General features: G+C 68.7%; 9 protein-coding genes. 4 read left to right on the top strand and 5 right to left on the bottom strand.

Annotation, left to right across the window (positions count from 1 at the left end):
- Nucleotides 1-55: 55 nt before the first annotated feature.
- Together ACH41F_RS37375 and ACH41F_RS37370 are read left to right on the top strand one after the other, a co-directional pair.
- Nucleotides 56-724, top strand: a complete 669-nt coding sequence (locus tag ACH41F_RS37375) for a hypothetical protein (RefSeq protein ID WP_391231509.1) — start codon at nt 56-58, stop codon at nt 722-724.
- Between the two features lie 8 nt (nt 725-732).
- Nucleotides 733-1,173, top strand: a complete 441-nt coding sequence (locus tag ACH41F_RS37370) for a hypothetical protein (protein WP_391231507.1) — start codon at nt 733-735, stop codon at nt 1,171-1,173.
- 137 nt (nt 1,174-1,310) lie between these two features.
- Here the strand turns inward: ACH41F_RS37370 and ACH41F_RS37365 are convergent, their stop codons facing one another.
- The 4 genes from ACH41F_RS37365 to ACH41F_RS37350 all read right to left on the bottom strand — a co-directional run bounded on the left by ACH41F_RS37365 (nt 1,311) and on the right by ACH41F_RS37350 (nt 7,265).
- On the bottom strand, nt 1,311-3,332 hold the full coding sequence (locus tag ACH41F_RS37365; protein ID WP_398839517.1) for a cell wall-binding repeat-containing protein: 2,022 nt from the start codon (nt 3,330-3,332) through the stop codon (nt 1,311-1,313).
- Between the two features lie 306 nt (nt 3,333-3,638).
- Nucleotides 3,639-4,160 (bottom strand): hypothetical protein, encoded by a 522-nt coding sequence (locus tag ACH41F_RS37360; protein WP_398839516.1) that lies wholly within the window; start codon nt 4,158-4,160, stop codon nt 3,639-3,641.
- 121 nt (nt 4,161-4,281) lie between these two features.
- Nucleotides 4,282-5,784: a hypothetical protein gene (locus tag ACH41F_RS37355; protein ID WP_391231504.1), complete on the bottom strand. Its 1,503-nt coding sequence runs from the start codon at nt 5,782-5,784 to the stop codon at nt 4,282-4,284.
- A gap of 44 nt (nt 5,785-5,828) precedes the next feature.
- The gene (locus ACH41F_RS37350) at nt 5,829-7,265 is read right to left on the bottom strand and encodes a hypothetical protein (protein ID WP_391231503.1); all 1,437 of its coding nucleotides are present in this window, start codon (nt 7,263-7,265) and stop codon (nt 5,829-5,831) included.
- 329 nt (nt 7,266-7,594) lie between these two features.
- On the opposite strand from ACH41F_RS37350, the gene ACH41F_RS37345 reads away from it, so the two are divergent.
- Nucleotides 7,595-8,206, top strand: coding sequence for a sigma-70 family RNA polymerase sigma factor (locus ACH41F_RS37345; RefSeq protein WP_391231502.1), 612 nt, complete (start codon nt 7,595-7,597; stop codon nt 8,204-8,206).
- 254 nt (nt 8,207-8,460) lie between these two features.
- Nucleotides 8,461-8,916 (top strand): hypothetical protein, encoded by a 456-nt coding sequence (locus tag ACH41F_RS37340; RefSeq protein WP_391231501.1) that lies wholly within the window; start codon nt 8,461-8,463, stop codon nt 8,914-8,916.
- A 522-nt stretch (nt 8,917-9,438) separates the two neighbouring features.
- Here ACH41F_RS37340 and ACH41F_RS37335 read toward each other — a convergent pair.
- A complete protein-coding gene (locus ACH41F_RS37335) occupies nt 9,439-12,639 on the bottom strand; it encodes an RHS repeat-associated core domain-containing protein (RefSeq protein WP_398839515.1) in 3,201 nt (1,066 codons plus the stop codon).
- Between the last annotated feature and the right edge of the window lie 403 nt (nt 12,640-13,042).

The raw sequence follows: 13,042 nt of genomic DNA, 5'->3' as shown, positions 1-13,042 counted from the left end.
ACATATGCTGGAGCCTCGGGGGGTGCTGATGAATCAGGAAAGTCTACTCACTGGGATGTTCGCGATCCTCGATCCGAGCGCACGAGTACTTCCCGCGCGCCCCCCGCGCACAACTGTCACACCGCGCAATTTCACCGAAGGCGCCGAGGCTCTGCTGGCCGAGCTGGACCGGCTGCCCGCGACCGAGGCAACCGCGGTTCCCGACGATCTGCCCGTACTGCGGATCGCCACGGTGCGCGTCAGCTTCGTCTCCGCGGTACTGACCGCGTTGTGCGTGCCACCGCTGGCTTTCGGCATCGAGTGGCCATTGATCGTCGTAGCGACTGCCTCCATCGCCGCCACCTCACTGATCATCTCCTTCTTCGCCGGACTGCGCCGCTCCATCAGCCGCCGCGCCACCCAGCAGCAACTGCACCACCATCACATGAAAGAGCTGCTGGAAGGACTGGCCCGGGAGCGCGTGGCCGATCTGGAAGACCGCGAACTCATCGAGCGCAGCAAGAACAGTCCCGAACTGACGAGCGCCATCCTCGCCACGATCGTGACCGAGTACGCGGACGCGGAACAGCCGGCCGAGGCGCACGCCGCCAAGGCGGGCGGCCGGGAGCGCAGTTTGTCGCTCGCGCGGGTCATGGCTGTCGCCGGGCCCCAGCACCCTTTGGCCCGTGTCCTGCGCAGGTTGGCATCCGACGTGACAACGACCGACACCAGCGAGGCCCATTGACTCCGCCCTTGGCTATCGACGACGAGGCCAAAGCTCAACTCGAAGTCATTATCGAACTGTCCCGCAAGCTGAAAGGCACGACGAAAAAGCAACTCAAGTTCGCGCTCAAAGCCCTCAACTATCCGGCCCGTACCGAACGCATCCGGATCTACGTCGAAGGCGCCACCACCGCATTCGGATCGCTGGTCTCCGCAGCCATCGTTGGCGCTTACCTTCTCGTGGGATACCAGATGGTGCTGCGCGACCACGTCTACGCCTGCGTCCTGTTGTGTGGAATCCCAGTGACATCCATCGCCTCGATCTTCGTCCTGAAGAAGGTCCTCGGCTCGGACATCCTGAGCCACTTCGCTGGCGGCCGCTGGTTGCGCAACGCCCCTACTCAACCCCAGACCGCCACACCTGTGCCCGGCCAGGCCACGGATCCCACCGCCAACCAGACCGCCCCCTGAGCGAGTTCGGTACGGTCGCCTGAGTCCCGTCTACTCCGAGAATCGGGGCCTTCCGGGTGTACCTGCTGCATCCGCCGAGCGACTGCGGTGAAGGCCCCGACCGGCTCTACCGGTCGGGGCCCTGTCGGCCGTGAGGGCTACCTTGTGGTCGCTACCCGGAGGGGCGCGAGGTCCGGAGTCGGGATCGGTCCGGTGGCACCGAGTAGTGTCTGCGTGGTCGGGGTTTGTGGGGCCATGCCCTTGTAGTAGGGCGTGTAGACGTAGTGTGTGCCTACGCCGATGGCCGCGCCGATCTTGGGGATGACGGGGGCCTCGACCGAGCCCGAGCCGCCGAAGACGGCCACGTGGTACATGCTCGACGACATGCGCATCAGGTACCGCTTGGTGTCGGACGACAGCGCGGTGACGTCGGTCCACAGCAGCGGGCCGTGGGTGGTCATCGCCGAGGACGCGGAGACACCATCCCGCCAGCTTCCCGCGGAGGCGACGGCGGCGTTCGACGGCAGCGACCACCACATGTCAGCGAGTCGCATGGCGTTCGACTGGGGTGTGGCGCCGGTGACCCGGTAGTAGTTGAACGAGCCGGGCCAGTTCGGCATCTTCCCGGCCTTGTACGCCTTGGTCAGTGCCGACTCGCTGTCGGTCCCCACCGTGATGATCTTCGTTGTGGCGGGACTGTACTTGTTGAGGTACCCGTAGACCGACGCGGTCATGGTCGCACCCTCGGTCAGCAGGACGGTCGCGGTCCCGGCTGAGCCCATTGAGCCGGCGGCGGAACTCGCCGTGAGGGCGTTGTGGTAGTCGGTGCCGGTCGCCAGGAAGACGTACTTCGGCGTGCTGGTGACGGCCTTGGCCACGGCCACCGAGGTCGAGTAGCGCGAGGCATCGGACAGCCGCTTGGCCACGTACCCGAGCGCGGTCACCTTGGTCGCCACCGCGCTGCTGAGGATCTTGGTGCCGCCGACCAGGTACACCGTCTTGCCCTTGGGCAGCATGCGCTTGAGCTCCGTCTGCACCGAGGAGTCCAGGCCCGTCCCGGAGGTCATCAGCACCGGTCCCCGCTTCTTGCCCGCCAGCGATGTCGCGGTGGAGGCGTAGGCGGCGTCGGACTTGCTGATGAGGACGGCCGCGTTCGCGTTCGGCAGGCCGGTGGCGCCGGCGCCGACCGTGTTCCAGGTCCACTTGGACGACGCGATGTTGGTGCCATAGGTGTCGGAACCGTAGACCCGAGAGATCGCGTTGTTCCTCAGCGGCTGCCAGGCCACGTCGGTGCCGGTGCCCTGGGGTACCCGCGTCTGCGTGCCCGTGCCGAGGTCGTGGATGCGCACCTGGGGTCCGTCGGCGACGTAGGGGTCGCCCGAGATGTGGGCGTCGTAGGCGATCCGGTTTCCCTGCGGGGACCAGGCGGGCCGATCGTGGTCCACAGCGTCCGTGGTGAGCTGGGTGAGTCCGGTGCCGTCGGTGCTGACCTTGAACAGTTGCCGGTGCCCGTCGATCGACCGGGTGAAGGCCACCGACCGGCCGTCCGGGGAGATGCTCGGGTCCTTGGCGTCGTCTGCCAGCTTGGTAAACGCCCCGGAGCGGCCGTTGTAGACCCAGACGGCAGGGGCGCCCGCGGTCCCGCAGCTCGTGCCGGTGCGGACGAAGGCCAGCATGCCGTTCACCGCACCGCTGGGCTCGGAGTCGCAGCCGTCGACATCCGTGCCGAACAGGGCCTTCGGTGTGCGGCTGCCGTCAGCCGCGGTCAGTCGCAGCCGGCCGCCGGCCGTGAAAACGATGTCGCCGCCGCCGTACCAGAAGGTCGGATCGGCGGGATGCCAGCCGCTGCCCGACGGCATGGCGATGTCGACACCGGTGTCCTCGGAGTCTGCCCAAGCCGTCCGGAGATGGTCGTCATGAGGGTTCACGAAGGCGATCTGGCTGCCGTCGGCGGACCAGGCACCCTGGTGTCCGGTCGGGTGGAACTGGGCCCACGACGACCCGTCGGGGCGGACGAACGCCATCTCGTCGCCGACGTCCGTGTAGAGCAGCTTGCCGTCGGTGGCCGGCCAGTTGGCGGGAACGGCGTCGGCCGGCGCGGGAAGCGCGGCGATGAGGCCTGCCGCGAGTGCGGCGGCGGTGGTGAGCGCCGCGGATCTGCGGCGCGTACGCAGGTTCAAATGTGCCCCCATGGCGAATGGATGGCTGCCGATCCCCTCCCCCAAGGCGAATGGACGGCTTCACGTGCGTCCGTACGGCAGCGGCGAAACGATAGCCGCAGGTCACAAGCCCTGGGAAGGTGGGGGCGCCCGGCTTTGCCGGTCGGTGATCAACCGGTCGGAACCGTGGTCGCAGTGCCGGGGTTCCCATGGGCGGCCCAGGGCGGGGCTGCGGGTGGAATGTCGGCGGACTGCGGAGTTCAACGTCCTGTCCCAGCGCGGGCTATCGGCGTCCGATCGTCGTTCGTCGGCGGTGCCGCCCTGGCGTTACGCCGTGGAGTCAGCGTTCCACGCCGTGGGCAGATCGCTGCCGCAGAAGACGCAGACGAAGTCGTCCTCACGGACGATGTTGTGCTCCTGGCAGTCGGGGCACAGCCGGAACACCACCTCGTGGGTGAAGCCGGAGGGCCGCCGGAGCTCTACTGCGTCCAGGGCGCGGGCGACCTCCGTCCAGGAGGTGACGTCCGGGCAGTAGCCGGTGGACTGGTTGCTGACCTCGCCCACGGTCCACTGGTCCGCCTCACGCATGAAGCTGATCTCGCCGGCGCTCAGGACCATGTCGCCACCGGCGCAGGCCACGTGCTCGCTTCGCCGCGGCGCCAGCCGAAGGACGCCATCGAGGCCGACCACGAAGGTGAACGGTTCGGTCAGCTCCGTCGCCGACTGCTCCCTGATCCAGCCACTGAAGTCGGCCGCCGAGCCGATGCGACGCCCGCCGTCACCGGGCCGGACCGCCGCTTCCAGCTCGGCCGGCCCGACATATCGATAGCTCCGTCCCCGCTCGCTCACGTGGGTCAACCTAGAGCACGTCCGTACGCCCTACACCGCGGCGTTGCAGCCGAGCGAAGAGCCGCGGTGGCGGCGGCCCGGCTCCGGGGCACGCCGCCACCGCTGGTCGCTGTTCGGCTGGTCAGATGGTGGAGCGGGCTGCGGGGAGTGCCGCGCCGAATTCGATGTCGGTGTACTTGTACTTGAGGCCGGCGGCAGTTCCGCTGATGGTGGTGGAGCCGCTGGTGAGGGGGCCGGAAGCGGATCCCCGGGCGGTCCACAGGGCGCCGTCGTGGTTCTCGCCGGGGGTGCCCGTCATCACCTCCGCTTTGCCGTCCTTGGTGACGTCGACGAGGTGTGTGGCGGCGCCGAACTGGTCGCTGCTCTCGGCGGTCCCGGGTACGCCGCTGGTGTTCTGCGTGTAGGCCTTCGCACCGGTGGTGGTCAGACCGGCGGCTGATCCTCGGAGCAGGGTCGCGCCGCCCGCGTACTGGGCGGACCCGATGGCCTCTCCCGGAGTGCCGACCAGCACGTCGGCGTACTTGTCGCCGTTGGCGTCACCGATGGCGAGGGAGGAGCCGAACTGATCGCCGTTTTCGGCCGTTCCGGGCACGCCCGCGGTGTCCTGGTGGATGACCTGGGGCTTCTGTGAGGGGGTGATGCCCTGCGCGCTGCCGTAGAGGACCTGGATCTCGCCGCCGCGGTGGGCGGGGGTGTCGCCCGGTTGCAGGGAGGCGTCGTAGGGCACTCCGGTGACCAGGTCGCCGTAGCCGTCACCATTGATGTCGCCGATCTGGCCCGACAGGCCGTCGGCGAGCGGGAGTTCGGTGTAGTGGCCGTCGTGGCTCTCGGCGTGGACGGGTCCGCTGACGTCTCCGTCGGTGGGGCCGGGCAGCCAGAAGCGCTCGGCGCGTCCGTCGCCGTCGACGTCGCCGATGACGACACCGCGGTTGGTGCCGAGGGCGTTGACGAAGTTCCGCTGTGCCGCGGCGCCGGTGCGGGTGAACGGCCCGGTGTAGGTGGTGGCGCCGCAATTGCCGGTGGCGGCGATGTCGGGTGCGCCGTCGCCGGTGACGTCGCCGACGGCCAGGCCTGCCGCGAAGCCGCAGCCTTCGTCCAGTCCGGTGGGCGGGGAGATGGAGGCGGCGCCCTTGAGGCCGGCCGAGCCTCCCCACACCACGGTCAGGGAGCCGACGCCCTCCATGGTGCCGGCGGACTCGGAGGGTGTGCCGATCAGCAGGTCGGCGTAGCCGTCGCGGTCGAGGTCGGCCGAGGTGACCGCGCGGCCGAACTCGTCCCATTCCTCCGGGCTGTCGGGGACTCCGGTGGTGGCCTGGGTGATGACCGCACGGTGGGAGGCGGAGATGCCGTTCGCCGAGCCGTACAGCACGACGACCGCGCCGGCGGCGTCCACCGTGCCGTTGGCGGCTCCGGGGGCTCCGACGGCCAGGTCGTGGTAGCCGTCGCCGTTGAAGTCGTCCTGCACGGCGGGGGTGTTGGCGCCGCGGTAGGGCGCGGCGGCTGCCGCGGGTCCGGCGGGCAGGACGACAGCGGTCAGCGTGGTGGTCGCGCTGACGGCGATCGCGGCGGACAGCAGGCGCGAGGAGGACCTGCGGCGGGGGCGGGCGTGCGCGTGGGGCGTCATGGGGGCTCCGGGTTCGGGGGCGTGCGGGGCGGGGCGGGGGTGCGTCACGGACCGGTCACCACGCTTCCCAGGTGCGTGGCGCCGGCCGACCCGAGGCCCAGTGCGCCGGTGCTGACGCTGGTGGAGCCGGTCGTGGTGACGGATGCAGCGGAGCCGCGCAGCGACCACAGCGCTCCCGCGCCACCGTTCTCGCCGGAGGCGGCCACCACGAGGTCGCCGTAACCGTCCTTGTTGGTGTCGACGATCCGCACGGCCGATCCGAAGGCGTCACCGGCCTCCGAACTGCCCGCCACACCCGCGGTGTTCTGCGACCAGGTGCGGGCGTGGGCGGTGTCCAGCAGGTCGGCGGTGCCGCGTACGACGGTGAAGGCACCGCTCGCGCCGTTCTCGCCCGGCGCGCCGATCACGAGGTCGGCGCGACCGTCCTTGTCGGTGTCGCCGATCGCGACGGAAGCGCCGAAGCGGTCCTTGGCCTCACCGGCCCCGGGGACGCCCGCCGTGTCCTGGGTGATGGTCTGCACCCGGCTCGACGAGCCCGAGTATCCGGCGCCGTAGTAGATGGTGACCTTCCCGCCGAGCGCGGTGTCCGGGCTCTGCGACGGGTCCTCGGGATGGCCTATGGCGAGGTCCAGGGAGCCGTTGCCGTCCAGGTCCCCCACCGCGGAGGTGGTACCGGCGGGCAGCTCCGCATCCTCGAACCCGGCCGGGTCGGCGAAATGGGTCTGTGGGTCGTCCCCGGTCCCGTCGTAGCCCCAGCCGCCGTCGCCGACACCCCGGCCGTGGACGATCAGGCGGTCGTTGTCACTGGCGGGCAGGTCGATCGCCGTGAGCGCGACGATGCCGTGGGCGGGGTTGAAGGCGAACCCGTTGCCCGAGGTCCCCGACTGCCCGGACAGGTCGGCGGGCATGAAGGTGATTTCGGCGTCGTTGGCGCCCACGACGATCGACAGCTTGCCGTCGTTGACGGGGTTCAGGCCGTCGTAGGTCCCCACGGCGAGAGTCCGCCCGTAGGCGTCGTGGGACGACGGCCACGGGTCCTCGACCGGCTTCGCCTTCGTCAAGCCGGAGGACGTGCCGTAGACGACGGTGACCGAGCCACCGCCGACGTCCCCCGAAACCTCCTCGCCGGGTGAGCCGACCACGAGGTCGCTGTAGCCGTCCCGGTTGAGATCCGACACGACGACGGCCGCGCCGAACCGGTCGCCGGACTCGGCTGTTCCCGGGACGCCGGCCGAGTTCTGCGTCAGTACGGTGCGTCTGGAGGGATCGATGCCGTGCCCGGTGCCATAGAGCACCACCACCGCCCCGGCCTTCGGGCGGCCCGCCACGGTGGCGTCCGGAGCGGAGATGACGACGTCGCGGTAACCGTCCTTGTTCACGTCACCCGATGTGCCGACAGCGGCCTCGGCACTCGCCATGGCCAGCGGTGTGAGGCCTGAGGCGAGCAGGGTGGCGGACATCAGCAGAGTGCGTTTGCGCACGGGCAACTCCAGAGAACGCGACACGGGATGTGACATGACACCGTCACAGACGTGCCCGCAAGACTCACCGGACGGCGAAAGGGTTGTGCAGGTGGGCGAAATTTCTCCGAGCGATACGACCGGTCGCGTTCTGCGCTGAGCGCAGGATGCCTTGGGGGCCGGGTCCGGGTGACCGTGTGGGTGGGGAGACCGAAGCCTCGACCTCGCACATCCGCACCTCCTCAAGCGAGGGGGGATGGGCCGCGGCCGCAGACGTGTCGTCCGTGTAACGCCTGCCGCCTGTTGCGCCAAGTACGGACGAAAGCGCAAGCAACGACGAGGGGATCCGAGTGACAGGGAACCGGGGCGGGCCCGCCGAGGCGGCTCGCGACCCACAGCTCTTCGAGGAGTTCTACCGGCATCACGTAGACGCCGTGACGTCGTTCGTGGCCCGGCGCGTCACCGACGCGCACACCGTGGCCGACCTGACCGCCGAGATCTTCCTCGCGGTCCTGGACTCCGCGGACACCTATCGCCCCTCCCGGGGCAGCGAGACCGCGTGGCTCTACGGCATCGCCCGCAACGTCGTCTCCAGCGAGTACCGCCGGGTGGCCCGGGAGGCCGATCGCGTCCGGCGGGTCTCAGGGCGGCGGCTACTGGAAGCCGACGACATCGCCCGGCTGGAGGACAAGCTCGACGCGCAGAGCGCGGCACGCCGTGCGCTGGCGGCCTTCGAACGCCTTCCGCCCGGGGAACGGGCGGTGCTGGAACTGATCGTGATCGACCAGCTCACGGTCACCGAGGCCGCAGCGGCGCTCGGCATCCGCCGCACCACGGCCCGAGTCCGGCTGCACCGCGCTCGCAAGGCCCTGCGCCCGCAGGCCACGGGATCGCCCCCGGGAGTGCCACCGCGCGACACGTCACTGTCATTCGTCAACGGAGGAACAGGAGGACAGGCATGACCGCAGGGACGACATTCGAGGACCGTCTGCTGACGGAACTCCAGGAAGAGATCACACGACGCGAGCGGACCGCGCCCGACGCGCACGGGGCACTGGAACGCGGGGCTGCGGACACCACGACCGGCCACGGGGCGGGAGGTGCCTTCGGGGCCCGAGCGGGGGGCCGGCCCCGGACACAGGGTCCTCGGCGCCGGCTGGTGACCCGTCCCCGGCTCGTCATCGCCGCAGGTGCCTGCGCGCTGGCAGGATTCGCAGTGACCCTGGTACCCGGCTCGCCCGCCGTCTCACCGGCGTACTCGCTGGAGCGCCACGACGACGGAGGCATCACCCTCAGCCTGCACGAGCTGGGTATCGGCCCCGACGCCCAGAACGAACTCGCCGCCAAACTACGGGCCGCGGGGATCCACGTGACCATCGACGACCTCAAGCCCGGGTATCGATGCGCGCCGACGCGCGGCACCTCCCTGGGTGTCGTCGGGGTCAGTGCCATCTTCGACCTGCCCAGGACCGGCACCCCGAGGGACACTCAGACCCTTCCCCACGACATGCCCGTCATGAGTGTCACGCTGCACCCCGGCGACTCCCTGGGCATCGAGAACCACCCGGCCACGTCCAAGGACGACAGCAAGCTCATGCGCAGTGAGGCCTACTTCCCCTTCAAGGGCGGGATGACCGCGTGCGAACCGGAGCGTGACCCGCTGAATAGCTAGGGGTCACTCCTGATCACCGGATGGGGGTTCATGGCGACGTGGTACGCCGCCATGAACTCCCGATCAGGAGCGGGAGTTTCTCGCTCCGCTGATACCTCCATGCCCTGCGGAGCGAGTGATTCACTCCCGCAGGACAGCCGAGTGCGGATACGGAACCGTGGCTGTCCAACCGCGAGACAAGCTGCCCCGGCGGTGGCAGCACCACACGCCGCACCGGCCACGAGGGGTAAAGCGTCCGATATGCGGGTCGTCATAGCGGGCGCGCATTCTTGCACAGGCCGGTGGGGTCGAGGTAAGAGTCGCTGTAGCGGTCGAACTTACGCCCCGTCGAGAAAGACGGAGATTAATCGACCGTCCGGATTCCAACGATGATGCCAGCCACGATCACGATCACCCAAAGAGCGATCTGAATTTTTTTAGAGTTAGTCACGACTCGATCACCTTCACGGTTTTGGGATAGCGGAGGGGTACACAGGAGGACAAGTTTCTTTCTGCGAACTGCCCTCCTGCAATTCACTCGACCTAATCTGGGATGAATCCGCCAGTAGGGTCAGCGCAAGCCCACAGATCCCCCATCTCTTCACTCCAGTCATTGCCGTCTTCATCCAGCAAGGAATTTGTGCCATAGCAGACAGCGACGAAGCCGGGTGCTGGCTTTACCCAACGTCCCACTCTCTGTGCCCTCGACTTCAACGCCCCACCGATCTCGCCCCACAAGAGTCCGGAGGGGTCGCTGTTGTTGATGGGGTCGCCGGCAGCGTAGAGGTAGGGGTTGGTTTCCTGGCCGGAGGGGTCGGGTTGGGTGAAGCGGCCGAGTTGGGGGTCGTAGTAGCGGGCGCCCATCTTGTACAGGCCCGTCGGGTCCAGGTAAGTGCCGCTGTAGCGGAACGGCTGGGAGACGGCCTCGGTGATGGTCCCGCGCGGCAGGCCCGTGGGGCCGTAGGCGTAGGTGTGCGTGCGCTTGCCCGCGTCGTCCACCAGGCCGAGGACGTTGCCGGTGGCGTCGGTGAGGTAGTAGTAGGACTTCCCCCCAGTCGTCATGGAATTCAACGTGCCCGCAGGTTCGCGGATGAATCCGGTGTCGACGCCGTTGGTCGTCGTGGAGGCGAGGCCGAGCGCGGTGTGGTGGAACCACGTCGAACCCAGCTTCGTACGCTCGGAGTTATCGGTTCCGGCATGCACGAGATCGTGGTTTGTGCCGCCGTGCGTGATGGCGGACAGCTGGCTGTAATCCGTCCACGTCTCGTTGCTGCGGGCGGTGGCGGCGGTGCGTCCGCCGGCGGTCTCGTTGCCGGCCTTGTCGTAGGACCAGCCGGTGGTGGAGCCGTTCTGCGCGGTGAGCTGGCTGGCGTCGTTGTAGGTCCAGGTGGCGGTGGTGGGGCAGGTGGCGGCGGTGCCGTCCTGGGCGGTGAGGTTGCCGGCCTTGTCCCAGCAGTACAGCCAGGATGCCGTGCGGGTGCCGGCGGAGTCGGCCTCCAGTGCGTAGGACAGCCGTTCCTGGCTGTCGTAGGTGTAACTCGTCTTGCGGCCGGTGGCGTTGTCGGTGCGGGTGCGGATCTTGGTGGTGTCCTTGCCCGCGCTGGCGTAGCTGTAGGCCAGGTCGACCAGCGTCGTCGTGCCCGCGGTCGTCTTGATGGCCGAGGGGCGGCCGCTCTTGTCGATGGTGAACGACTGGGTGGTGCCGCCGGGGTAGACGGTCGAGGTGCGCTTGTCGTTGTTGTCGTAGGTGAAGTCGGTCTTCTTGCCGGCCGGGTCGGTCAGGAAGTCCAGGCGGCCGGCCTTGTCCCAGGTGTAATCCGTCTTGCCGGTCGGGTCGGTGTAGTAGTCGACCTCGCCGCCCGGGGTGTAGGCGAGGGCGGTCTGCGCGCCGTTCTGCAGGGTTCGTAGGCGCTCGCGGTTGAGCTCGTCGTAGTCCCAGCCGGTGGTACCGGAAGCGTCCGTGCGGGACTTGAGGTTGCCGTCGCCGTCGTAGTCGAAGGTGACGGTTGCGTTCGTCGAGGACACCTTCTTCACCCGGTCGCGGGTGTCGTACACGTAGACGGTCTTGATGCCGCGGCCGTCGGTGGCCGTGTCGACGCGGCCGAGGTCGTCGTAGGTGTACGTGGTGGTGCCCAGCGGGGCGGGCGGGGTGACCTTGGACAGATTGCCCTTGGCGTCGTAGGTGAAGGAGGTGGTCTTGCCGTTGCCGTCCTTGGCGGTGCAGCGCTGCCCCTCGAAGCCGCCGCAGGTGGGGGTGGCCTTGTTGTAGGTGTACGAGCGGGTGGCGCCGGCGGTGCCTGAGGTGGTCACCGACATGGTGTTGCCGTTGGTGTCGTACGTGAAGCTGTCCTTGCGCCCGTCCGCGCTGGTGAAGTCGTTGGGCAGGTCGGTGCCCGCGACGGTCTGGTACGCGGTCACGGACGCCGTCGCCCCCATCGGGAGCTTGGCGGAGGTGGCGTTGTTGCGGGCGTCCCAGCCGTACGTCGTCACGTTGCCGCCAGTGCCGTCCGCGCCCGTGCCCATGGCGTCGGTGGCCGTCTGGGTCAGGTGGTTGGCGTACTTGGTGTGGCGCGAGTGCTCCAGCGGGTCGGTGACCTTGGTGACCTCGCCGTCCGCGTTGTACGTGTACACCGTGTCGTCGCCGTCCGGATCGGTCACCGTCGTCGTGCCCGCGGCGGCCGGCGCGGCGGAGTAGTCGAAGCGCCACGTCGGGCCGGTGTGACCGCTGCTCGTGGACTCCGTCGCGCGCAGCATCGAGGTGACGCGGTTGTGGTCGTCGTAGGTGAAGACCGTGACCGTGCCCTCCGGGGTGGTCACCTTTGTCACCCGGCCGTCCCCGTCGTACCCGTAAGCCGTGGCCTTGCCCGCCGTATCGGTCACCTTGGCCAGATAGCCGGAGGGGTCGAGGTCGAAGACGGCAGTGCGGCCGGTGTGGTCCTTGGCCTGCCACTGGTTCGGGTACGTCTTGACCAGGTCGATCCAGCGCCCGGAGCGGGTCTCTGTGAGCTTGAAGCCCTTGTGCTCGCCGGTCTCGTCGTGCTGCTCGACGGTGATCGTGCCTTTGTTCTTGTCGCTGACCTTGGTCAGGGTGCCGTTGGCGTCGTAGGTGTCGCGGCTGCCGGACTTGCGGTCGGTCAGGGTGTAGGTGCCGTCCGCGTTCTTGGTCAGGTCCTTGGAGTAGCCGGTCGGGGTGGTGTAGCCGCCGGTCTTCGCGGTGAACCGCAGCAGGTCACCGGTGGCGTCGAAGACGTCCACCTCGCCGTCGTTGACCTGGAGGTAGCGTTCGTAGCCCTGCCACCAGCGCTGGGAGACCTTGCCCCAGGGGGCTTCCAACGAGTTGTAGGTGCGGGCGAGTTGGAGTTTGTGGCCGACGCCGGCGATGTCGAAGTCGGTGGCTGCCAGCATCAGGTTGCCGTTGGACAGGTTCACCCGCGCCACCAGCGCATCGTCGAGGCGGGTGTCGAGAATGCGGTGCCAGGGCACCTGCCCCTGCCCCTCCGGCAGGTACGGGGTGGCTACAGCGGCGTTGCGTGAGGAGGCCGCGGTGCCGGTGGTGCGGGCCTTCTGCGCCGCCCGCCAAGCGGAAACCTCGGCCGGCACCCCGGCCTCCGCCTCGGAGACCGGGGCCTTCGTCACGCCCGTCGGCGTCGCGGGCTTGTCGACCTTCGTCGGGCTGGTCCACGGGCTTTCCTGCCTGGGCAGTTCGGGTTCGGACGGGGCCGCCACAACGGGTGCGGCGGCCACGACTAAAGCCGCGGTGGCGATGGCGGCGGTGAGGATGGTTCTGGATGATCTCCGGGCACGCCGACCAGGCGTGCGCGCAGCACGTGACTGCATCAGCTTCCCCCCACAGGAAGTCAGAAACCGTGACCCCAGCGGTCACAGACGACGCACAAGCTGTCACAGGAGACACACAAAACGGCGCTATGTGCCCCCCGAACGCGTTCTGATACGGGCCGGAATCGGCCCTACCTCTTCAGGTCGCCAGAACAGGGCAAGCGGGTACGAACCTGCGCCCAAAACCTGAGGAATACTCAGTTCCTGCCCTGGATATGACACGTGACTTGACTGAAAGCGCTTCCTTTTCCCGAATTGCGCGCCCCGGCCCGCCTTTACCCGCCGGATTCCAGACAAGTTCAGTCCGCTC

It is taken from the genome of Streptomyces sp. NPDC020489 (genome assembly GCF_044386545.1).
GTDB lineage: Bacteria > Actinomycetota > Actinomycetes > Streptomycetales > Streptomycetaceae > Streptomyces.
This window is presented reverse-complemented; position numbering and strand designations above follow the sequence as displayed.